The organism is Empedobacter brevis NBRC 14943 = ATCC 43319 (genome assembly GCF_000382425.1).
GTDB classification, from domain to species: Bacteria; Bacteroidota; Bacteroidia; order Flavobacteriales; family Weeksellaceae; genus Empedobacter; species Empedobacter brevis.
In genome coordinates this window covers 96,090-117,856 of record NZ_KB908301.1, presented here as the reverse complement: position 1 = coordinate 117,856, position 21,767 = coordinate 96,090, and the positions used below count along the sequence as shown (strand labels likewise).

Sequence of the window (21,767 nt, the reverse complement as noted above, 5' to 3'; positions counted from 1 at the left end):
AAATAATTTCCGGTATTTATAAGCTCCTATGTCAACTACAATACTACTCGTCTTTCGTATTGGGATTGCAAATATACAACCCATTTTTCCGAAACTCCAAACGAAATTTACATTTATTTTACACAAATACCCTAACTCATTGTTATATCGCTAAATATTTTTTAAAAAATCATAAATTAAAACCGAAAAGTGGCCGGATCCCTGCTAAAACAAGCGCGAAATCTATAGAGGGTAAAACCAAAAAATGTCTAGCGATTTGTGATTATTCAACGAAAAGAGAGGAGAAATTCGGGTTATTGAATCGTGGAAGCATCGTGCTATTAACTATAAAAGGAGAACGATGAAGTTCTCCTTTTATAGTTGATAGTAATTATTGTTATCGTTTTTATGCTGATTCATCCGGTTTTTTATCTTTTCCTAAATCGGTATTCCAGATTTTGATCTTATCTATTTTTTGTAAACCAGATTTTACTTGAACGTTTACTCCATCTGTTATTCCAAGTGTAATGTATTTTTTTTCATATTTGGCATCTTGACCTTTACCTGAAGTTAAGAGCTCTACATATGGCTTTTGTTTTTCATCATAACGTACGTGAGCTGATTTTATCATCAATACATTTTTCGCTTCCTGAGTGACCACCTCAGCATTTGCTGAATATCCTGCGCGGATAAAATTATCAGCATCTAACTGAACCGGTGCCTTGATTTCAAACTGCACCACTCCATTATTAGCTACACCTTGGGGAGAAATAAAGTCTAGAATTGCTGTAAATGTTTTGTTTGGAATAGCACCAATTGATACATTAATTTTCATTCCTTCTTTTAATTTACCTACTTCAGCTTCATCTACTTTTCCCTGGAAAATCATTTTCTTCACATCGGCCATTGTTGCAATTGTTGTACCTGTAGAGAAATTATTAATCTCTTGTACCATATTTCCAACCTCAACCGGAATATCCAAAATCATTCCTGAAGTTGTAGCTAGAATACGTGTTGTCGCATATGCTTCCAAACCAGGAGCAATACCAGTTTGCGCCACTTTATAATCATTTTCTGCTGCTCTTAATTGTTGTAAAGCAGCTTTATAAGTAGCATTTGAGTTGTCATAATCTGCACGAGGTAATACCCCTTGATTGTACAAGGTATTCGTTCGACTAAAATTACGACGTTCCTGATCTACTGTAATTTGAGCAGCTTGAATTGCTTGACGAGCTGCATTTAATGATTGAACATTTGGGACAACTTTCAATTCACAAATCAATTGACCTTTTTCCACATATTGACCTTCAGAAACATTAATGGATTTAATTACTCCCGAAATATTGGGTTTTATCTCAATCGTTTCTAATGGTTTTACTTCTCCTGTCGCTACAGCTTTCACCTCGATATCTCCCATAAAAGGTGTCGTTGTCTCATAAACCTGATTATCTTGGCTATTCTTTTTACCGAAATAAGCAATCACACCGATTACAGCACCGATAAAAATGACAATCATCAAAATTTTTAGAACTTTTTTCATTCTTTTATATCTGTTAAGTTTTAGTTACTCATCTCTCAAAGCATCAATTGGCTTTATTTGGATAGCGCGTTGAGCAGGAATCAATCCTGCCAAAGTAGCCATAATCACCATAACAGCTAAAGCCGTAAATAGCGTAAATAAATCGATTGAGGCATTATATAAAGGTATATTTTTATTTGAAGGGATAATTAATTCATTTAAGACCATCAATAAAAGAGCTGCAAAAATGATTCCTCCCAAACCAGCAATTAATGTCAAAACAACCGATTCTAAAAGAATTTGTCCACGAATTTGAGCAGGAATCGCCCCCAATGCCCTCCGTATACCAAATTCTTTTGTTCGCTCCGAAACAGTAATCAATAAAATACTTGCAATTGCAATCACTCCTGAAAACAATGTCATTCCACCTACAACAATTGCCAGAAATTGCATTCCTTTTACAAATTTCATGATTTTCCCTAGCATTTCCCCTAGGTTGAAACCTCCTATTCCCTGATCATCTTCTGGTGCAATATTTTTAATTTGCTTCAAATAAGCTTTCAACTCTTTTTCAAACGCAACGATATCGTAATTGTTCGGCAAGCTCAAACTCAAATACTGAATAATTTCTCCTTGGTTATATATTTTTTGAAATGTCGTAAACGGAATAAATACCTGATCTTTACTTTCTACAGGAGAAGATGGTGCATCATAAACTCCGACAATTGTGTAATAACTATCACTAATCCTAATTTCTTTCCCTAAAGGTCTTGGGTTATTGCCAAAAAACTGTTCCGCCACTTCAATGCCTATCACACAAACTTTTGCTTCTGTTTTGATATCGTCCTCATTGATAAAACGTCCTTGAATAATATCTTTCCCAAACATGCGATTTTGATCCGGATAATCTCCATTTACAGTGTAGTAATTATATTTTGTCCCATAAGTCAGAATAGAACTTGGCTTAGAGTTACGTGGGGCTAATAATGATATTTGAGGAAAACGAGCTTGAATTTGGCGAACATCACTCATTTTTAATTCAATTGTACGCCCTTTCTGAAAACCTTGATAAGGCATAGATGTTGTTCCTCCCCAAACAAATAAAGAATTAGTTGCCGCATCTGCCAAATTACGATCAAATCCATTTTGCAAACCTCGTGTCACACCTAATAATAATACAAATAAGAACATTCCCCATGCTACACCAATCATCGTCAAAATTGTGCGCAGTTTATTTTTGCGAATTGCTGCATAAACTTCGCTCCAAGCATCTGGATCAAAAACAAATTTAATAAAGTTCATTATTCGTCTCTTAAAGCATCAATAGGTTTAATACGTGCCGCATTCAGTGCCGGAATTAACCCCGAAACAGTTCCTGCAACAAACAAAATAATACAAGCCATTACCAACGAATTGGTTTCTACACCCGGATTATAAATAAAATACTCTTCTAAACTATCTCCAATATTCTCGACCAAAAGTGCTGCTAATGCAATTCCTATTGCTCCAAAAATAAGTGTAATCAAAATAGCCTCTTGTAAAATTAAACTTAAAACATTGGCAGGTGTGGCACCTAAAGCTTTACGAATACCAATTTCTTTTGTCCGTTCTTTCACACTAAACACCATTATATTTCCAATACTTACAATTCCCGCAATCAAACTCCCTCCTCCGATCACGAATACAATAATTGTTAAAATTAAAAAAAATTGATTTGTGTCTTCCATCGCATCTGCTGCATTTCTAACCCAAATCCCTCCATAATCTGAAGGCGCAATATTATGCCGACCTTTCATATTATATTCAATTGCATTGGCCAGTTTTGTAATGTCTGCCAATTCCATTCCTTGCTTTGGTGTTACGATGATTGAAGAAACTTTATCTGTTGCATAAATTGTTCTGAATGTTGTGAAAGGAGTATATAAAGCACGTTCGGCATTATCTCCCCCATCTTTACTTTCAAAAACACCAACAATCTGATACATACCGGAACCTATCTGCAAATATTTTCCAATTACAATCTGGTTCGGGTAAAAATCTTTTGCTACTAAACGCCCGATTACAATCGATTTAGATTGGCTGTCCATATCTTTTTGATTGATAAATCGACCTAACGTCACTTTTTCATTTATCATCCCCTCATACTCCGGATAAACTCCGGTAATGGAGTAACTTCCTGAATTTGCCTCATTTCGGATTGTATCTGTTTTTGCAATTGTACTTACAATGTATTTGACTTCATTTGGAAATGAGTTTTTAATAAAATTAAAATCCTTTATATCCAATTCAATTGTTCTCCCTTGTTTGAATCCGTTATAAGGCACTGTTGTTGTTCCCCCGCTTACAGTAATATTCAATGAATTTGCTTGAAAAAACTCTTGTTGAAAGCCATTCTGCAATCCATTCCCTAATCCATACAATGTAATAAATACAAAAAGCGCCAAAGCAATTGTCAATCCGGACAATGCTGTACGCAATTTATTACTCGTAATAGACGACCATATTTCCCGCCAACGGTCTGTGTCAAACATATTTATTTTGTTAATTATAAATTATATGATCTATGAGATGATTTCTTCAAAAATAACTCACAATTAAAATCGATTATTCTTTTTTAAACTCTTACCTGTTCTACTTTTTCATCACTCACAATCACACCATCTTTCAAACGAACAATACGTTTACACATATTGGCAATATCATCTTCATGGGTTACCATAACAATTGTTTTTCCTTCATCGTTAATCTCCTGTATCAAATGCATCACTTCTTGGGAAGTTTTCGTATCCAAAGCTCCGGTCGGTTCATCTGCTAGCAATAGTTTTGGCTTCGCCGCCAACGCGCGCGCAATGGCAACACGCTGTTTTTGTCCTCCTGAAAGTTCATTCGGCATATGAGAGGCCCAAGGCTCTAATCCTACTCTTTCGAGGTAGCTCAGTGCTATTTTATTTCGATCAGAGCGTTTTACTTTTTGATAATATAAAGGCAAGGCTACATTTTCCAATACATTTTTGAAACTGATCAAATTATATGATTGAAAAATAAATCCTAAAAATTTATTACGGTAATTAGCTGCTTTTGTTTCGTTCAATTTTTCTATTCTGACACCATCTAATTCATAAATACCAGTATCATGTTCATCTAACATCCCAATGATATTCAATAAAGTTGATTTACCAGACCCCGAAGACCCCATAATTGCGACAAATTCACCTTCTGCAATTTCAAGGTTGATTCCTTTCAATACATGAAGTTTATTTTTTCCCATTATATAGGATTTATTTAGATCTCGAATAGATATCATAGATTGTTGTAAATTTCAATAAAGATAACAGATAAGTCGAAATTATCTGAAAAATGTTACAGAAGAAGACAAGATCCTTTAATGACATTAGAAAAATAGGATGTAAGTCTTTTATTCTCTTATTCTCATTAAATAAAATCTTTTCAGACACTCATCAAACGAACAATATTTAGAACTTAATACAACAGAAAAAGTCAAAAGAGATAGTTTTTGAGAACTATCTTTTTTGACTATAAAGATTAATGTAAAAAATATTGTCCTGCATCATTCAAGCCTGAATTTATGATTTGTTTCAGTATTAAGATTATAGAGGTTATGATTAAAACCTTTAAAAATAATGGCACTTTAAATTTAAAGACTGAAAAGTATTGATAATAAAACAGATAAACATAAATAATCGTCATAAATATTGTGACTATTTTCACCAATTCATAATAAGCTTCTGACACAAATGTTAATGTTATTTTTTGCAATAAATTAATCACCAACCAGCCACAAACTAAATACGTATTTAAGACTAAATTTTCAGTATAATTCTGGTTACTTTTTCGAAAAATAAGGTAACTGAAAAAAGAAAAAAATGGAATCGCTAAAAAGACTACGAACTTAGAATAATCTCTATAAACCTTATAAAATCCTTCGAAACTAGAATAAAAAACTGATTTGTCAACTGGAAAAGCTTTTGTGAAAAAATACTCTATTGTTAAAATTAAAAGTATCGCTGTAAAACAATTAAAATGTTTGACTCTTTTACCTTGAATATATTCTCTTATACTATGTCCCGGTCGTGTAAATAATTCTTTAATTGTAAAAATAAATCCTTTATCAAAATGGAAAATTCCATGGATAAAATCATGCAAGAAAAAATGTTTCAATGAAAACCTATGAGTAGACGTGGCTTGTCCACAATTCGAACAATAATTTTCTTGAATTGATTGTTCGCAATTCAAACATTTGTTTTGCATTTTCAAATAAATCTATAAGTTAAAATATCATTCATACGATTAGTCTTGTAAAACTAAGTATACATCCTAAAAAAGCAAACTTTTTTTACAAAAAATCTTCCAATATATTAATTACTTTTTTAAACAGGATCTACATCTATATCTATTCGCACCGAGCGAAAAGCAGCTATTGTATGCAGTTGATCTATTTTTGCCTGAATTAATTCTTTTACTTTTTGTGGAGATTGGTTTGGTCTTATTTTTATCATCACATCTGTGATATACAAATTATTGATTCGACCAATTGATGGAGCTTCCGGACCAAGTAAACAACGAGTATCAAAACTTGGTTGAAGCAAAACAACTAATTGAGCAGCGGTTTTATCCAAACGTTCTTTATTTTTATGCTTGAAACGCAATTTTATTAAACGCGAATAAGGCGGATACAAAAACTCCTTGCGTTCATACAAAATATCTTTCATCGTCGGGGCATAACTATAAGTCGTTACATGCTGTAAAATTTGATGTTCCGGCTGAAAGGACTGAATCAATACTTTTCCTTGTTCTTGTCTACGACCAGCTCGTCCTGCCACTTGTGTTAACAACTGAAAAGCTTTTTCATGTGCTCTGAAATCAGGAAAATTCAACAAAGAGTCCGCCCGAATGACACCTACAAAATTAACATTTCCAAAATCAAACCCTTTCGTAATCATTTGGGTTCCGATTAAAATATCTATTTCATTGTTTTCAAAATCTTCAATCAATTTTTCATAAGCAAATTTTCCTCTCATTGCATCCACATCCATTCTTCTGACTTTCGCTTCCGGAAAAATAGCTTGGATTTGTTGCTCAATCTGCTCTGTTCCAATTCCTTTTGTATTCAATTCATGCGAGCCACAACTTGGGCAACGCAAAGGTTTTGCTTGTGCATAACCACAGTAATGACATTTTAGTTGATTCGAGAATTTATGATAGGTTAAACTTACATCGCAATTTGGACATTCGGGCGTATGACCACACGTATTACATTCCATAATTGGCGCATAACCTCTACGATTCTGGAACAAAATCACTTGTTTTTTACGATTCAATTGTTCAAATATTTCGTCACGAAGCGTGTGCGAAATATCTTCTGTCACTTCTTTCTCTTTCTGTGCTTTTTTTAAATCGACCAGACTAATCTCCGGTAACTTAATATTTCCAAAACGCTCATTTAGCTCAACATAACCGTATTTTTTATTTTTAGCGTTGTAATAACTTTCCGCCGAAGGTGTCGCTGATCCCAGTAAAACTTTTGCATTCATCATACCTCCAAGTAACATTGCCATATCACGGGCATGGAAAAATGGTTTTACATCCATTTGCTTATAAGACGATTCATGTTCTTCATCAACGATTATCATTCCCAAATTATCAAAAGGTAAATACAAAGCTGTTCGCGGACCAATGATCACATCAAAATCACCTTTCAACGTTTTTTGCCACAATTCTACACGCTCATTTTGGTTAAATTTAGAATGATAAACACCTACTCTTTCGCCAAAATGTTTTTTGATTCGATGAACAAGCTGTGTTGTTACTGAAATTTCAGGTAATAAATACAACACCTTATTGCCTTTCGCAATCACTTGCTGTATCAATTTTAGGTAAATTTCCGTTTTACCGCTTGATGTTACTCCATGCAAAAGAACGGTTGATTTTTCTTTAAAATCTTCTTTGATCTGATTGAAAGCAACCGTTTGTTTCACTGTCAACTCTGCTATCTCTATTACATCTTTTTCATCCTCATCGACACGAGATGTTTGATTTTGATAAATTTCTACCGCCCCTTTTTCTGCTAAAGATTTTATTACCACATTCGTAGCGCCTTGTTTCACAAAATCAGCCACTTTTAAAGGTTTATCTTGCAATTGTGTTTCTAAAGTAATCAATTGCAATAAGGTTTCGCGCTGTTTTGGCGCTTTATTTAATTGATTTAAAACTTCGATAAACGCGATCTCATTTCCTTTTAAATTCGGATGCAACCGAACATAATTATCTATTTTTGGTGTATATTTTTCATTCAGCTTTTCATCCAAACGAATAATTCCTTTATCAATCAATAGTTTTAAAGTCGGAATTGCAGATTTCTCATCGACAATTAAAGCAGCTTCTTCCACCGAAATTATCTCCCGTAATTTAAGTGCTTCAAAAACTAAAAATTCGTAATCATTTAATTCTTCAACTGTTTCATAATTTGGGTTAATCAACCGGACAAATGTTTGTGATTCTAATTTTAATGCAGAAGGAAAGGCATTACGAAATACATCTCCCAGCGAACACATGTAATAATTTGCCATCCATTCCCAAAATTCAATCTGTACTTGGGTCACCAAAGGTTCATTATCCAAAAACGCATGAATTGCTTTGGTTTTGTAAAGTTCCGGTGCATTTTCATGAACTGAATGTACAATCCCTGTGTACAATTTCTGTGTTCCGAATGGAACGGCCACACGTTGTCCAACTTTTATTTGCTGTAAATCTGATTCGGAAAGGTGATACGTAAACGTTCCATTTAATGAAAGAGGCAAAATAACTTCGGCAAAATAAGTTGTGACCATTTTATAGAATTATGCCGGCAAGTTAAGAAAAGGATTTTGCGAAATCAAGTTTTAAGAATATCATAAATTGAATTAATTTAATCTTAAAAATAGAAAAGACAACAGAATTGGTCGTAAATTTAAGCAAATCAAATCATAAAGTTATGTTGCATGCCATAGTAGATCAGATCTCGAAATTAGAAAAACCCATTATCAAAATTATTTTCAGAAATGACAATACTCGTGTTGTTGCTTTTGGATTAAAAGAAGGATTAAAATTAATTGATCATCAATTGCCTGTTGATGCAAAAATTATGATGCTCAAAGGCGAAATCGAAATCGACTCGAAAATTGAAGTTGTAAACTTGAAAACCTATGATGAGTACGAAATTCCACGAAAAGTGATTCATCAAGTTACGTCAAAACAAGATGCAATGATGTTGGTCATTCTAAATTTTAGTGAGAAAAAAATTTAGTTGCATTTCCAAAAATCATATCACTGATCTACTCTAGTTAAAAATATAAAAAAATTAAAAGAACTCTAAAAAAGGATTTAAATTCTGTTGATATAAATAAAATAGCTTTATATTTAGACTTATTTAATTAATCATACAATATGAGAATAGCATTCGTCTTAACAACTCTCTTTACCTTAATTTTATCATCTTGCAGCACAACAATCAAACATGACCGTTTATTTACCGGAACAGTTGTTAGAGATTGCACAGGAACTTACATTCGCATTGATGACAAAGAAGATTATTTGGTTTGTAATGCTGAAATGCTTCAGGAAAAGAAAGAAGGTGAAACAGTAAGTGTTATTTATGATTTTGAAAAAACGTGCAAAGAACTTGATGACAAAGTAACCTGTATGATGTACCATGAACATAAAGGAAAAATAAGAATTAAAAAGAATCAACTATAAAAAACACTCTAATTGAGTGTTTTTTTCTGTTTTTGAAGCAAACTTAATTAGGTTGATTTGTTTACGATCTTCAATCAATATAGTGAAAACATGGGCGTGCTGATTTCCTAAGATTTCACCAACAATCTGTTCATGTCTAGGAACAAAACCTAAAATTTTACAAAATAAACCATTTGTAAACTACACAAGAACTGTAAACCATTTGATAAGATTGTATTTCAAGTATTTTTTATTTAAATTTAATTTAAATATTGTAAGTATTAAAACCTATGAAAAAAATAATGGTAATTCTTGGAACTTTTATCAGTTCTATTTCATTTGCACAGACTGTGAATGATGTTCCTATAAAAGATATTGATGTTGATTATGTCCAAATTATAGGAACCGGAAGAGGTTTAAGTACGAAAATGAATGTTCGGCTAGATTTTGGACAAGAAACAAAATCTATTTCTTTTAAGAATGGTTTGAAAATAAAAGACGAGAAAGGAAATACGGTAAAATTCAATTCGATGATTGATGCTCTAAATTTTATGTCTGCAAATGGCTATGAATTTCAGTTTGCCTACACGTCAAAGGAAAATGATGATGACGCACTTTATTATATTTTGAAAAGACGAGAATAAAAAAAATCCCCAACTAACTTTAGTTGAGGATTTATATTTTAAAATAGGTTGATTTTTAATTGATTCTTTGAGCAACATACTCACTTTCGTTTCCTAAACGGTCTACTGCTTTTAATGCTACAGCTGTCAGGTTTTTACCATTTTTATATTTAGAAACCGTTTGATTCGTTTTCGTTCTATCTAAAATAGCTGTTTCCCAATCGTTGTTGTAACGCGTATATAAAATCCATTTCGAAATATTAGAAGACATTTTATTCTCGTTCCAACTCATGACAACTTCTGATGATTTAGCATTTACAGCTAAACTTGGTTTAGCTAAATGATCCGCTTTTATCCAATTCATTGTCGGAACCAAAGCTTTCGTTTTGTAAGGTCCTTCTTTCAAATAGCTTAACATTGATGGATTTTTTGTTAAACCGGCAATACTCCAGTGAATAACACCTACATTATTTTGTAAAATTTCACCCGCCATCTTTACTTGATTTGTAATTTCAGTTGTCCTGTCAGAAACTTTTACCTCAACAGTATTCAACCCCGGCCATAGATGACGGTTATGTGTATTTTCAGATTTCCACCATTCTAATAATTTAGGGAAACTTTGTCCTGTTGAATTAATCGGCCAATACAATTGAGGTGAAAAATAATCGACCCACCCTTTGTTTAGCCATAATTTAGCATCAGCATACAATTCATCATACTGAGAAGAACCTGTAATTCCTGAAGGATAACCAGGTTTCCAAATTCCGAATGGACTGATTCCAAATTTAACAAATGGTTTTTCAGCTTTGATTTCTTTATAAATACGTTCAATAATTGTATTGACATTGTGACGACGCCAATCGGCTCTTGCTAATGTTCCTCCATTATTTCTGTACACATTCCATGTAGCGTTATCAGGAAAATCGGCTCCTCCGTTATATGACGCATATGGATAGAAATAATCATCAAAATGAATTCCATCAATATCATAACGTGAAACAATATCGCGAACAACTTCCGAAACATGATCTTGCGTTCTCTTATCAGCAGGATCAAACCAATACATCCCGTTTTTTAATTTCACCACATTACCCGGCGATTTTTTCACCATCGATTCACTGGTTACAGGTCCTCCGCTACTGTGATGGGCTCTATAAGGATTCAACCAAACATGAAGTTCAATTCCGCGCTTGTGTGCTTCCTCTACCCAAAACTCTAATGGATCATAATAAGGGTAAGGTGCTTTTCCCTCTTGTCCTGTCAAAAAGTAAGACCAAGGTTCAAAATTACTTTTATACAATGCATCTGCAGCTGGGCGAGCCTGAAAAATAACAGCATTAAAATTATTAGCTTCTAACATATCTAACAATTTTATTGCTTCGTCTTTTTGTTGAGCAGTCGTCAATTCTTTTTTGGAAGGCCAGTTAATATTTGCTACAGAAGCAACCCAAGCCGCACGAAATTCACGACTTACTTCTGGCAATTTCACAGTAAAAAGTTCTTCTTTTTTCGTTGAAATTTCAGTTTTTGGTGTAGTAAGAATAGTAGGCTTAGTAGATTCTACAGGTTTTACAGGCTGTTTCGTCTCCACTTTTTTGTACACTATTTTTTTTGAGCTTTTATTTGTTGCACAAGAAGTTAGGCTGAGAGCAGCTACCCCAACACACATCAAAATGTATTTAAAATTAATTTTCATCAGTTGAAATATGTATTTTTAGCGTTACAAAATTAGTAATAAAGCTGCATCAATCTGGAATTTTGCAAACATTTAGCATATTCATTTTACGCTTTGTTCCTAAATTTACTAAATTTTCAGGTAAAAAACAATCTTAAAAAGCTCAATTTATTTCCATTTAATCGTAATCAATAAAAGATAATATTAATATGTTTCTAATTATATGTTTTGGAGTATTGATAATTTGTGTGAATGTGATCTTACAGTCAACGGTTACTGTATTCTCTCTACGGTATCTGCATAAATTCAATCTCAAAAAACACCGGTTAACCATTAGCCAAGTCTTGTGGCAAATGGCATTATCTGTTTCTTTGCTTACCTTATTACATGGTGCGCAATGTACTATTTGGGCGGCTACTTTTTATTTCAATCCAAACATTGATAATTTATACAGTTTCGAAGAAGCTATTTACTTTTCATTAATTACTTTTACAACTGTTGGTTATGGAGATGTTGTGATTGATAGTGAATGGAAAATATTGGCTGGCTTAGAAGCTATAAATGGCATTATGATGGTTGGTTGGTCCACTGCATTAATGTTCTCTTATCTTCAAATCATCTTAAAGAAAAATATTGCCCAATAAAAGAATCCCTTTCTTATCAGATAAGAAAGGGATTCTTTTATTTAGTATTTACTTTTTTCGATGTTACTTTTCAATTCTTTATAATAATCCGGGGCATTTGGATCTTTTTCTAATGCAATATTCACCCATTTCAATGCTTGGTTTCTATCCAATTTATTTGAATAATAGAAATTAGCTGAATTATAAAAATCTCTTGCAGAGGAAGTATCATTCAAGTGTTCTTCAATCATTTTAATCACTGTATTGATTGTATTCGTTTCGATAGCTAAAGCAACATTTACATCCTCCCACGCCAATACTAAATTTGCTGATTTTTGCGTCACATTTGTAAAACGGATTTCAAACGTTTCTGTTTTGTTTCCTGTTAATTTCATTGATTTAGCTTTCACTTTCAATGCGATATTCGATTCTTTCCATTCTTTGGGATTTCCCCAATTCTTTGTGTCTTTGTAGAAAATCACATCCCAACCTTCTTTGTTTGGAATACTATACAATGCATATTCACCAGCCGCCAAATCCTGTCCATTCACTTTTATGGGCTGATTGAACTTAATAATTGTATTCTCATTGGCACCTGTACGCCAAACTTCTCCATAGGGAACTAATTTTCCAAAAATTTTTCGGTCGTTAACATTTGGACGATTGTATTCAACTTCAAATTCTGTTAATCCAACTTTTTGTTCTATTTCTGCATGCGAACTTACTGCAGGAAATTTCATCTGAGCAAAAGCACAGCTTCCTATTAATAAAGCTAAAATTGTTGATGTTATTTTCATAAAATTATTTCTTATTCTTTATTTTATCTGTTTTTTTATCGTATCCATATGGACAATGTTTACAACCGCTTTTACAGCAATATCCTCTTTTTTTTAGGTATTGAGCCGTAAAAATCCGGAATCCTTCCGGAGATAAATAATAATCTCCTTCCTCAAACTTTTTCATTTCTAATGTGGTGAAATTACAACTTTTATTGTTACATAGTCATTTATTAATCCATGATAAACATTCGTTTATATAAAATTATGATTTTTAATGCTTTTTAAATCAACTTCTTGATATTAATGATTAATTTTGTAACAAAATAGAATTATCTAAATTAATGTTTATTGTTGTTTTAAGCCATCTATTTCGTAAAAATTTTATTGGAATTACCATTTTTCCTTTCATTTTTTTGAAAGACAAAAAATTGAAAAACAATGAGGTTTTAATCAATCATGAAACCATTCATCTTATACAACAACTTGAACTTTTTGTCGCCTTCTTTTATCCTTGGTATTTGATAGAATATGGAATTCGATTGATTCAGTACCGTGATCAGCACAAAGCTTATCGCAACATTAGTTTTGAACGTGAAGCTTATGCAAACGAACACAATCTACATTATCTGAAAGAACGGAAATTCTATAGTTTTTTAAACTACATCTAAATGATTTGGAACGATTATAAAGCTCAAATACAACATATTGAAATTAAACAGTTAACTTCTCAAAATATTCAACTCTCCATTTTAAGAGAAGATTTGATTCACCCGGAAATTTCAGGAAATAAATTCAGAAAACTAAAATATAATTTCTTAGAAGCGCAAAAACTCGGGTTCAAAAAACTTTTGACTTTTGGAGGCGCTTTTTCCAATCATATTGCGGCGACTGCTGCTGCCGGAAAAATATATCATTTCAAAACAATCGGAATTATCCGCGGTGAAGAATTGATTCATAAAATAGATGAAAACCCAACTTTACGTTTCGCTCAACAATGCGGAATGGAACTTCATTTTATTTCGCGAGAAACTTATCGTAAAAAAGATGATCTCAATTTTTTAACCGATTTAAACACTAAATATCCAGATACTTACGTTATACCGGAAGGAGGTACAAATGATTTTGCAATAAAAGGATGTAAAGAAATTTTGTACGACGACTGTTTCAACTATGATTTTATTGTTTCGGCTATTGGAACAGGAGGAACGATTGCCGGTTTGATTGAAAGTGCTCAACCTCATCAGAGAATTTTAGGTTTCCCTAGTTTGAAGGGAGATTTTATCCAAAACGAAGTTGAAAAACTGACAGAAAAAACAAACTTTACTATTTTTAATGAGTATCATTTTGGCGGTTATGGAAAAGTTTCGGATGAATTAATTACTTTTGTAAATGATTTCAAACGAATTAACCAAATTCAATTGGATCCTATTTACACCGGGAAAATGGTTTTTGGAATTTTTCAATTAATTAAAAATCATTATTTTAGTGATAATTCTAAAATTCTTTTAGTTCATACAGGCGGATTGCAAGGAATTGAGGGAATGAACAAACATTTAAAGAAGAAGAACAAAAATATTATAGAATGAAAAAATTGTTATACGTTTTTAGTTTTGTGTTGTCAATTTCAACCCAGGCACAAGAAAGCAGAGACATTACTTACATTCGAAAACATGCTGCTTTAGCTGTTGAAGAAATGCAACTTTACAAAGTTCCTGCAAGTATTACTTTGGCACAAGGTTTATTAGAAACCGGAGGAGGACAGAGTAAATTAGCTGATCAAGCAAATAATCATTTTGGTATAAAATGTAAAGGCCCTGAAGAATGGTCTTTGGACAAACCAAGAATTTATCATGATGATGATGCAAAGGGCGAATGTTTTAGAAAATATACGTCTGTTGAAGAAAGTTACAGAGATCACTCAAAATTTTTAGCATTAAGACCTTATTACAAAGCCTTATTTGTCTTAGATCCGACTGATTATAACGCATGGGCACATGGATTAAAAAAATCTGGATATGCAACAGATCCTAAATATGCCTACAAACTCATTTCGCGAATCGAAAAATATAATTTAGACCAATTTGATAAAATTTCAACCGAAGAGGTTTATGCTAAATTGTATACATTATACAACAATCAAGATGACATGTTAATGGCGAATAATTTTTCGAAAAAGAAATCGAAAAATGAACAAAAAATAAACAAAGAAGAAGTTATTTTAGCTTCTTATCAACCCCAAAGTGATAAGGTGGAAAAAAATGAGCAAGCAGTAAATAGCAAAACAATTGTTTATGAAACTCGCCCGCAAAATCCATCAATGCGTATCAAAAAACACAAAAATAATATTCCTTATATCGTTGCACAAGCTGGCGAAACTATTGCCACAATTTCGAAAACTTATAATAAAGTTCCTTCTGAAATTGCAAATTTCAATGAAATTCAAATGGGGTCTAAATTAAAAGATGGACAAATTGTATTTTTTGGAAAAAAGAAAACCAAGGGGTCTGATTATTCTTATAAAGTACAGGAAGGAGATGATATGTACACCATTTCTCAACGATTTGGTGTAAAAGTAAACAATTTGTACAAACTCAATCGCATGGAACCTGGTGATCAACCAAAAGTAGGGCAACGAATCAACTTAAAGACAAAAGTCAGAGCATAAAATTTTTAATATTATTGAAAAAAGCTTCCATTTGGAAGCTTTTTTTATTTCATCATCTTTAAAATATCGACCAGTTGCTGATTAATTTCCCCGGTTTGATAATCCATTGGCGCGGGTGCACGATCAATCATAATGTTACCTTCCTTATCCAAAATCAGAAAAGTCGGGATGTATTGAATTTGATAATCATACCCGAAATTATTTTCCTTCCCGGCAAATAATTGTACACCAGACATCTGGTTCTCTCTTATCATTTTCTTCCAGATAGGTTTATCCTCCTCTTTATCCAAAGAAATACTTACAAAATGAATTGGGGCATCATGAAATTGTTTTTCTAATTCTTTCATAAAAGGAATTTGAACTTTGCAAGGACCACACCAAGTCGCCCAAATATCGATGTAAACATATTTTCCTTTAAAATCAGCTAAGTTAAATCGTTTTCCATTAATATCAGCTAACGAAAAATCCGGCGCTTTCACCAATTCTTTCGATGTAACTGTTGTTAGAGAATCTTTTTTTACAAAAGAATCACTCTTTTCTATTTCAGTAGATTCTTCAATTTTTTGTTCGGATTTATTACAACTAAAAAGTGTAAAAATCATTGACAATATAATTAACTCTTTTTTCATTCGGCAACTATAAATTCCATCGTTTTGTCTACATGTTCTTGTTCAGTAATGCCTTTCGCATATACCGAATTATCTCCATAATTATATTTATCTAAATAGGCTTTATTTATTTCAGCTGAAATCTGATTCAGGTCATTTGGAATTTGAGCCTTAATCTTCACTATCAAATCTCCGCATCTTAATTCTCCTTCATTCTCAACTAAAAAAGTGTTATACCAGCTTTTCTCCGCAAATCCCCAAGACCGAGCAAATATTCTATTGTCCACAATAACCATCCAGATATCTAAAAAACTTTCCCTGGATAATCCAGCTTTTAACCCTATTAAATTATGTGTACTTATATAATTTTTTACTTTTTCAAAATTATTCATCCTTAAATTTTATTCGAATTAAATCAAAATTAACCATTTAAAAGTTATCAATTTCATAAAATAGTTCAATTCACTTGACAAAGGGGGTTCTGACATCGTATATTTGCAAAAAATTGTACAATTATGAAAATGAAAACCTCCGATTTCGACTTTACTTTACCAGAAGAACTTTTAGCAGATCGTCCTTCAGAAAACAGAGACGAAGCACGCTTAATGGTTGTTCATCGTGACACCGGAGAAATTGAACATAGACAATTTAAGGATCTTATCGATTATTTTGATGAAGGAGATGTGATGATTCGTAACAATACGAAAGTCTTTCCAGCTCGTTTAATGGGAAATAAAGAAAAGACCGGTGCTCAGATCGAAGTTTTCTTATTAAGAGAATTAGATGCTGAAACTCGTTTATGGGATGTTTTGGTTGATCCAGCTCGTAAAATTCGTATCGGAAATAAATTATTTTTTGACAATGATGATACATTAGTAGCAGAAGTTGTAGATAACACGACTTCTCGTGGACGTACTTTACGTTTCTTATTCGATGGATCTTACGAAGAGTTTCGTGCAAAATTGAAAGAATTAGGAGAAACTCCGCTTCCAAAATATATTTTACGTGACGTAGAGCCAGAAGATGCTGAGCGCTACCAGACAATTTATGCAAAACACGAAGGGGCTGTTGCTGCGCCTACAGCTGGTTTACACTTTTCGAAACATTTACTGAAACGTTTAGAGATAAAAGGTGTTGATTTTGCAGAATTAACTTTACATATTGGTTTAGGAACTTTTCAGGCTGTTGAAGTAGAAGATTTATCTAAACACAAAATGGAGTCTGAACAAGTAATTATTCCTCAAGCTACAGCAGATTTAGTAAACAGAGCAATTGACGAAAAGAAAAAAGTCTGTGCAATTGGGACAACTTCTATGCGTTCTATCGAGTCTTCAGTTTCTGCTGATGGACATTTAAATGCATTTGACGGCTGGACGAATAAATTTATTCACCCACCTTACGATTTCTCTATCGCAAATTGTATGATTACAAACTTCCACACGCCAAAATCGACATTAATTATGATGATTTCTGCGTTTGCCGGACATGATTTAACAATGAAAGCGTACAACGAAGCTGTAAAAGAAGGATACAAATTCTACTCTTACGGAGATGCAATGCTAATTCTATAAGAAAAGTTTGAATACAACAAAAAAAGACATACGAAAGCTTTCACAGGCTGAGATTGAAGATTATTTCAAAGAGATTGGAGAAAAATCATTCCGCGCAAAACAAGTGTACGAATGGTTATGGAAAAAGAATGCGCATCAATTTGATGACATGACAAATATTTCTAAAGCTCTTCGTGAACAATTAGGAGAATCTTTCCAAATTCAACCTGTTGAAGTAGACCTTCTACAAAAATCTAATGACGGAACCATCAAGAATGCTGTTAAGCTTCATGATGGTAACGTTGTGGAATCTGTTTTAATTCCAACTGATTCTCGCACAACAGCCTGCGTTTCTTCGCAAGTTGGGTGTAGCTTGGATTGTACTTTTTGTGCAACAGCGCAATTAAAACGTATGCGTAACCTTACGGCTGCCGAAATAGTAGATCAAGTGGTAATTATTGATGACGAAAGTAAACGTTATTTTAATCGCCCTTTAAGCAACATCGTATTCATGGGAATGGGAGAACCTTTGTTGAATTATAATGAAGTGATTTCTGCCATCAAAAAAATTACATTACCAGAAGGATTAGGGATGGCTCCAAGACGGATTACAGTTTCCACTTCAGGTATTCCTAAGATGATCGAAAAACTGGCTGACGAAGATTTACGCGTTAATCTTGCGGTATCTTTACATTCCGCTCGTGAAGAAGTTCGTAATGTAATTATGCCTTTTTCGGTTAAATTCCCTTTAACAGATTTAATGGATAGTCTTCAGTATTGGTACCAAAAAACAGGGTTACGAATTACATTCGAATACATTGTTTGGGGTGGTGTTAATGATAAGAAAGAAGACATTGATGCGTTGATCAAATTCTGTAAAAAAATTCCTTCTAAAGTGAATATCATCGAATATAATTCAATTGATGACGGAATCTACAAACAAGCATCAGAGCAAGCAATTGATCACTATATCAAAGCATTGGAGTCGAATAATATTGTCGTGAATGTACGCCGCAGCCGTGGAAAAGATATTGATGCTGCTTGTGGACAATTAGCCAATAAGACAGGAAATGATTAAACAATAATCAAATGAAATATTTAGCCATATTTTTATTTTTGATTCTGACTAAATTCACTTTCGCTCAACAGGTACAAAACATCGATACAATTTCTATTGATGAGTATAAAATGGAAAGTATTTACTTACCTCCTGTTTTAAACGAAATTTCGACTTTAGAATATGAAAAAGAAGATCAAAGTATGGCTTCTTTTTGGGGCTTAAACGATTCTGATTCCAAACCGGAAATCTATCGTTTCAATGCAAAAACAGGAGAAATTATCAATACCATTTTCATTTCAAATGCTCCAAATATAGATTGGGAAGAAATTTCTTCAGACGATCATCGAATTTATTTTGCTGATTTCGGAAATAATTTAGGTAAACGAAAAGACTTGGCTATCTATTTCATCGAGAAAACGAACATCGATTATTCAAAATCTTATCAACAACTAAAAGCTGAAAAAATAGAATTTTATTATCCTGAGCAAGAAACTTTTCAATTCAAGAATATGACGACAAATTGGGATGCAGAAGCATTTTTTGTTTGCGATAACCAATTGCATATTTTTACAAAAGAATGGTCCAATTTGGCGACAACACATTATATTATTCCAATTGACACTGCTAAAAAGCACGCTGCTAAAAAAGTAGAAACTTTCAAAACTAATTATGCTGTAACAGCTGCTTTTATAGATACGGATAAGAATAGTCCGACAAAAGGAATTTATTTATTGGGGTATACAAAAGAAGCGTTAGCTTTTATCAGCTGGTTCGATTTACCGGAAGATAACAATCAGTTATTCTTCACTTCTCAAGTTAAAAAAATAAGTTTACCTTTGGGCTTCACGACACAATTGGGACAACTGGAAGGAATTTCGGTTTTACCAACAGAAAATAAAGTTTGTTTTAGCGGAGAAGAATTTAAATACAAAGATTTCTATGCTAAACAGGTTGTACATTGCATCAATAATTTTACAAATTAAAAAACTAAATTTTGGGTAACACGGTAGATTTGATTAAAGCTCCTATTGCGGAGGAAATGAAATTGTTTGAACAGAAATTCTTCGAATCAATGAAGAGTAATGTTTCTCTTCTTGACCGTATCACCAATTATATTGTGCGCAGAAAAGGAAAACAAATGCGCCCAATGTTTGTTTTTTTAACTGCAAAATTGAATGGAGAAGTACAAGAACGTACATATCGTGCGGCTTCTTTTATCGAGCTTATTCATACAGCAACTTTAGTACATGACGATGTTGTGGACGACAGTACCTTACGACGCGGATTCTTTTCTTTGAATGCAATTTGGAAAAACAAGGTCGCTGTTCTAGTAGGCGATTATTTCTTATCTAAAACATTGATTATTTCAACTAAAAATAAAGATTTCGATTTATTAGAAGTTGTTTCTGTGGCAATCCAAGAAATTTCAGAAGGAGAATTATTACAAATTGAGAAAGCCCGAAAACTGGATATTACAGAGGATGTTTATTTCGAAATTATTCGAATGAAAACAGCTACGCTTATCGCTGCTTGCTGTGAAGCCGGAGCCCGTTCAGTTGGTTGTTCGGAAGAAATTGCAAAAAAAATGCATCGTTTTGGTGAATTGGTGGGGATTGCTTTTCAAATCAAAGATGATTTATTTGATTATACCACTTCTAATGCGATTGGGAAACCTGTTGGAATTGATATCAAAGAACAAAAAATGACATTGCCTTTGATTTATTCCATTAACAATGCAACTGAAAAAGACAAAAAATGGTTGATCAATTCTGTCAAACGTTACAACAACGATAAAAAGCGTGTTCGTGAGATTATTCAATATGTGAAAGACCATGGCGGAATTGAATACACTCAAAAAATGATGAAACAATATAGCCAGGAGGCTTTGGATATACTTTACGAATTTCCGGAAAATGAATATCGAAATTCATTGGAAACAATGGTGAAATATGTTATCGAAAGAGAAAAATAAAAAAGGTGGATTTTAAAAAATCCACCTTTTTTATTTTTCTCTTTTTACAATCACTTTAAACTGATTTCTGATAAATGTAATCGTCCATGATGTAGCCGTTTCCGATATCAAATGTTTTCGATTCTATATTTTTGAAACCATTTTTTTCATAGAAACGAATGGCTTTCGCATTGTGTTTATTCACTGTTAAATGAACCGCTTTTGCCTCTTTTTCTTTTGCAAAATCTACTACTCTATTCAGCATCAATTGTCCAATTCCTTTGGTTTGATTAGATTCTTTCAAATAAATTTTTGACAAGAAAACCGTATTATTTTCATCCAATTTATAATGCAAATAACCAGAAGGAACATTATCAATTTTTAAGATTTCCCAGATTTCTCCATTGCTGATTCCTTCGTTTACTTTATCGTTATTGTACATCATATCAATCATATAATCGATTTGATCCTGCGATAATAAATCTTTGTAACATTCGTCCCAAATCTCTTTTGCCAAGGGCTGAACCAAATGAATATTCTTTTCATTTACCGTATGAAAATGACAATATACGTCCAGTTTAACGGGGTTTATTTTTTGATTAACTGCAATATTTTCAAGAAGTTCTTCTTTTCGCTTTTCAAGATCAGCTGAAAACATTTCCATTGTCCACTTACGTTTCAAATAATTATAATAGACAAAGGATAAAAGAATAAATAGCACCAAATCAGGAACCATCATCCATTTTGATTCCATCAGCTCTGGAAGTGTAGATTTTATCACGCCAAAACTCATTAACAAAGCTATATTAATTGCAATAACAAACACTCCTAAGAAGTACAATCCAATCACTTTTAAAATCAACTGTAGTTTATCTTTATTGAATAGTTTTCCTAAAAAATAATACTGAAAGATTAAGATAAGTATAGTAATCACTCTATTTAATTTTTATGTCTTACAAAAATACAAAAAATATAAGCGAATCCTTTATATTTGTATGAAACAT

General features: G+C 32.8%; 23 protein-coding genes. 11 read left to right on the top strand and 12 right to left on the bottom strand.

The annotated features are described in order from the left end of the window. Positions 1–385: 385 nt before the first annotated feature. From H277_RS0115140 to priA, 6 genes are all read right to left on the bottom strand, one after another. Entirely contained in the window at positions 386–1,519 is a 1,134-nt protein-coding gene (locus tag H277_RS0115140) for an efflux RND transporter periplasmic adaptor subunit (protein ID WP_019976462.1), read from the bottom strand. A 24-nt stretch (positions 1,520–1,543) separates the two neighbouring features. Next, positions 1,544–2,800, bottom strand: a complete 1,257-nt coding sequence (locus H277_RS0115135) for an ABC transporter permease (protein ID WP_019976461.1) — start codon at positions 2,798–2,800, stop codon at positions 1,544–1,546. After that, positions 2,800–4,029, bottom strand: a complete 1,230-nt coding sequence (locus H277_RS0115130; RefSeq protein WP_019976460.1) for an ABC transporter permease — start codon at positions 4,027–4,029, stop codon at positions 2,800–2,802. The genes H277_RS0115135 and H277_RS0115130 overlap by 1 nt, the downstream gene beginning before the upstream one ends. Before the next feature lie 83 nt (positions 4,030–4,112). Then, positions 4,113–4,802: an ABC transporter ATP-binding protein gene (locus H277_RS0115125; RefSeq protein ID WP_026357638.1), complete on the bottom strand. Its 690-nt coding sequence runs from the start codon at positions 4,800–4,802 to the stop codon at positions 4,113–4,115. 239 nt (positions 4,803–5,041) lie between these two features. Next, a complete protein-coding gene (locus tag H277_RS0115120; protein WP_019976458.1) occupies positions 5,042–5,767 on the bottom strand; it encodes a DUF3667 domain-containing protein in 726 nt (241 codons plus the stop codon). 119 nt (positions 5,768–5,886) lie between these two features. Continuing rightward, complete coding sequence (gene priA, locus H277_RS0115115) at positions 5,887–8,346, bottom strand: replication restart helicase PriA (protein WP_019976457.1); 2,460 nt, start codon at positions 8,344–8,346, stop codon at positions 5,887–5,889. Positions 8,347–8,489: 143 nt separating this feature from the next. On the opposite strand from priA, the gene H277_RS0115110 reads away from it, so the two are divergent. The 3 genes from H277_RS0115110 to H277_RS0115100 all read left to right on the top strand — a co-directional run bounded on the left by H277_RS0115110 (position 8,490) and on the right by H277_RS0115100 (position 9,873). Then, on the top strand, positions 8,490–8,801 hold the full coding sequence (locus H277_RS0115110; RefSeq protein ID WP_019976456.1) for a cupin domain-containing protein: 312 nt from the start codon (positions 8,490–8,492) through the stop codon (positions 8,799–8,801). A 140-nt stretch (positions 8,802–8,941) separates the two neighbouring features. Then, positions 8,942–9,250: a hypothetical protein gene (locus H277_RS0115105; RefSeq protein WP_019976455.1), complete on the top strand. Its 309-nt coding sequence runs from the start codon at positions 8,942–8,944 to the stop codon at positions 9,248–9,250. 269 nt (positions 9,251–9,519) lie between these two features. Beyond that, positions 9,520–9,873 (top strand): hypothetical protein, encoded by a 354-nt coding sequence (locus H277_RS0115100; protein ID WP_019976454.1) that lies wholly within the window; start codon positions 9,520–9,522, stop codon positions 9,871–9,873. A 55-nt stretch (positions 9,874–9,928) separates the two neighbouring features. On the opposite strand, the gene H277_RS0115095 is transcribed toward H277_RS0115100, so the two are convergent. After that, the gene (locus tag H277_RS0115095) at positions 9,929–11,548 is read right to left on the bottom strand and encodes a glycoside hydrolase family 10-like protein (protein ID WP_019976453.1); all 1,620 of its coding nucleotides are present in this window, start codon (positions 11,546–11,548) and stop codon (positions 9,929–9,931) included. A gap of 188 nt (positions 11,549–11,736) precedes the next feature. Here H277_RS0115095 and H277_RS19245 point away from each other — a divergent pair, with 188 nt between their 5' ends. After that, on the top strand, positions 11,737–12,171 hold the full coding sequence (locus H277_RS19245) for a potassium channel family protein (protein WP_081623240.1): 435 nt from the start codon (positions 11,737–11,739) through the stop codon (positions 12,169–12,171). 41 nt (positions 12,172–12,212) lie between these two features. On the opposite strand, the gene H277_RS19240 is transcribed toward H277_RS19245, so the two are convergent. Both H277_RS19240 and H277_RS20315 read right to left on the bottom strand, forming a co-directional pair. Beyond that, a complete protein-coding gene (locus tag H277_RS19240) occupies positions 12,213–12,947 on the bottom strand; it encodes a DUF2911 domain-containing protein (RefSeq protein WP_019976451.1) in 735 nt (244 codons plus the stop codon). A gap of 4 nt (positions 12,948–12,951) precedes the next feature. Continuing rightward, positions 12,952–13,113, bottom strand: coding sequence for a DUF5522 domain-containing protein (locus H277_RS20315; protein WP_159155417.1), 162 nt, complete (start codon positions 13,111–13,113; stop codon positions 12,952–12,954). A 157-nt stretch (positions 13,114–13,270) separates the two neighbouring features. Here H277_RS20315 and H277_RS0115080 point away from each other — a divergent pair, with 157 nt between their 5' ends. From H277_RS0115080 to H277_RS0115070, 3 genes are read left to right on the top strand one after another with little or no spacing between them, the layout of a single operon-like run. Beyond that, the gene (locus H277_RS0115080) at positions 13,271–13,597 is read left to right on the top strand and encodes a hypothetical protein (protein ID WP_019976450.1); all 327 of its coding nucleotides are present in this window, start codon (positions 13,271–13,273) and stop codon (positions 13,595–13,597) included. Continuing rightward, entirely contained in the window at positions 13,598–14,515 is a 918-nt protein-coding gene (locus H277_RS0115075) for a 1-aminocyclopropane-1-carboxylate deaminase/D-cysteine desulfhydrase (RefSeq protein WP_019976449.1), read from the top strand. Further along, entirely contained in the window at positions 14,512–15,594 is a 1,083-nt protein-coding gene (locus H277_RS0115070; protein WP_019976448.1) for a glucosaminidase domain-containing protein, read from the top strand. Before H277_RS0115075 ends, H277_RS0115070 begins: the two co-directional genes overlap by 4 nt. A gap of 44 nt (positions 15,595–15,638) precedes the next feature. Here H277_RS0115070 and H277_RS19235 read toward each other — a convergent pair whose 3' ends face one another. Together H277_RS19235 and H277_RS0115060 are read right to left on the bottom strand one after the other, a co-directional pair. After that, positions 15,639–16,223 (bottom strand): TlpA family protein disulfide reductase, encoded by a 585-nt coding sequence (locus H277_RS19235; RefSeq protein ID WP_019976447.1) that lies wholly within the window; start codon positions 16,221–16,223, stop codon positions 15,639–15,641. Beyond that, positions 16,220–16,594: a DUF2255 family protein gene (locus H277_RS0115060; protein ID WP_019976446.1), complete on the bottom strand. Its 375-nt coding sequence runs from the start codon at positions 16,592–16,594 to the stop codon at positions 16,220–16,222. The genes H277_RS19235 and H277_RS0115060 overlap by 4 nt, the downstream gene beginning before the upstream one ends. Positions 16,595–16,723: 129 nt before the next feature. Between H277_RS0115060 and queA the strand changes: the two genes are divergently transcribed. The 4 genes from queA to H277_RS0115040 are packed head-to-tail and all read left to right on the top strand — an operon-like array spanning position 16,724 to position 20,784. Continuing rightward, positions 16,724–17,773, top strand: coding sequence for a tRNA preQ1(34) S-adenosylmethionine ribosyltransferase-isomerase QueA (gene queA, locus H277_RS0115055; protein WP_026357637.1), 1,050 nt, complete (start codon positions 16,724–16,726; stop codon positions 17,771–17,773). Between the two features lie 7 nt (positions 17,774–17,780). Further along, entirely contained in the window at positions 17,781–18,830 is a 1,050-nt protein-coding gene (rlmN, locus tag H277_RS0115050; RefSeq protein WP_019976444.1) for a dual-specificity RNA methyltransferase RlmN, read from the top strand. Between the two features lie 11 nt (positions 18,831–18,841). Next, positions 18,842–19,795, top strand: a complete 954-nt coding sequence (locus H277_RS0115045) for a hypothetical protein (protein WP_019976443.1) — start codon at positions 18,842–18,844, stop codon at positions 19,793–19,795. 56 nt (positions 19,796–19,851) lie between these two features. Further along, complete coding sequence (locus tag H277_RS0115040; protein ID WP_051094550.1) at positions 19,852–20,784, top strand: polyprenyl synthetase family protein; 933 nt, start codon at positions 19,852–19,854, stop codon at positions 20,782–20,784. 55 nt (positions 20,785–20,839) lie between these two features. Here the strand turns inward: H277_RS0115040 and H277_RS0115035 are convergent, their stop codons facing one another. Further along, positions 20,840–21,697 carry a GNAT family N-acetyltransferase gene (locus tag H277_RS0115035; protein WP_019976441.1) on the bottom strand — a complete coding sequence of 286 codons (858 nt, stop codon included), beginning with the start codon at positions 21,695–21,697 and terminating at the stop codon, positions 20,840–20,842. Positions 21,698–21,767 lie beyond the last annotated feature (70 nt).

Excerpts from the sequence above, each read along its gene's own strand:
- H277_RS0115140 (WP_019976462.1), bottom strand. The coding sequence starts at position 1,519 with ATGAAAAAAGTTCTAAAAATTTTGATGATTGTCATTTTTATCGGTGCT.
- H277_RS0115135 (WP_019976461.1), bottom strand. The coding sequence starts at position 2,800 with ATGAACTTTATTAAATTTGTTTTTGATCCAGATGCTTGGAGCGAAGTT.
- H277_RS0115130 (WP_019976460.1), bottom strand. The coding sequence starts at position 4,029 with ATGTTTGACACAGACCGTTGGCGGGAAATATGGTCGTCTATTACGAGT.
- H277_RS0115125 (WP_026357638.1), bottom strand. The coding sequence starts at position 4,802 with ATGATATCTATTCGAGATCTAAATAAATCCTATATAATGGGAAAAAAT.
- H277_RS0115120 (WP_019976458.1), bottom strand. The coding sequence starts at position 5,767 with ATGCAAAACAAATGTTTGAATTGCGAACAATCAATTCAAGAAAATTAT.
- priA (WP_019976457.1), bottom strand. The coding sequence starts at position 8,346 with ATGGTCACAACTTATTTTGCCGAAGTTATTTTGCCTCTTTCATTAAAT.
- H277_RS0115110 (WP_019976456.1), top strand. The coding sequence starts at position 8,490 with ATGTTGCATGCCATAGTAGATCAGATCTCGAAATTAGAAAAACCCATT.
- H277_RS0115105 (WP_019976455.1), top strand. The coding sequence starts at position 8,942 with ATGAGAATAGCATTCGTCTTAACAACTCTCTTTACCTTAATTTTATCA.
- H277_RS0115100 (WP_019976454.1), top strand. The coding sequence starts at position 9,520 with ATGAAAAAAATAATGGTAATTCTTGGAACTTTTATCAGTTCTATTTCA.
- H277_RS0115095 (WP_019976453.1), bottom strand. The coding sequence starts at position 11,548 with ATGAAAATTAATTTTAAATACATTTTGATGTGTGTTGGGGTAGCTGCT.
- H277_RS19245 (WP_081623240.1), top strand. The coding sequence starts at position 11,737 with ATGTTTCTAATTATATGTTTTGGAGTATTGATAATTTGTGTGAATGTG.
- H277_RS19240 (WP_019976451.1), bottom strand. The coding sequence starts at position 12,947 with ATGAAAATAACATCAACAATTTTAGCTTTATTAATAGGAAGCTGTGCT.
- H277_RS20315 (WP_159155417.1), bottom strand. The coding sequence starts at position 13,113 with ATGAAAAAGTTTGAGGAAGGAGATTATTATTTATCTCCGGAAGGATTC.
- H277_RS0115080 (WP_019976450.1), top strand. The coding sequence starts at position 13,271 with ATGTTTATTGTTGTTTTAAGCCATCTATTTCGTAAAAATTTTATTGGA.
- H277_RS0115075 (WP_019976449.1), top strand. The coding sequence starts at position 13,598 with ATGATTTGGAACGATTATAAAGCTCAAATACAACATATTGAAATTAAA.
- H277_RS0115070 (WP_019976448.1), top strand. The coding sequence starts at position 14,512 with ATGAAAAAATTGTTATACGTTTTTAGTTTTGTGTTGTCAATTTCAACC.
- H277_RS19235 (WP_019976447.1), bottom strand. The coding sequence starts at position 16,223 with ATGAAAAAAGAGTTAATTATATTGTCAATGATTTTTACACTTTTTAGT.
- H277_RS0115060 (WP_019976446.1), bottom strand. The coding sequence starts at position 16,594 with ATGAATAATTTTGAAAAAGTAAAAAATTATATAAGTACACATAATTTA.
- queA (WP_026357637.1), top strand. The coding sequence starts at position 16,724 with ATGAAAACCTCCGATTTCGACTTTACTTTACCAGAAGAACTTTTAGCA.
- H277_RS0115045 (WP_019976443.1), top strand. The coding sequence starts at position 18,842 with ATGAAATATTTAGCCATATTTTTATTTTTGATTCTGACTAAATTCACT.
- H277_RS0115040 (WP_051094550.1), top strand. The coding sequence starts at position 19,852 with ATGAAATTGTTTGAACAGAAATTCTTCGAATCAATGAAGAGTAATGTT.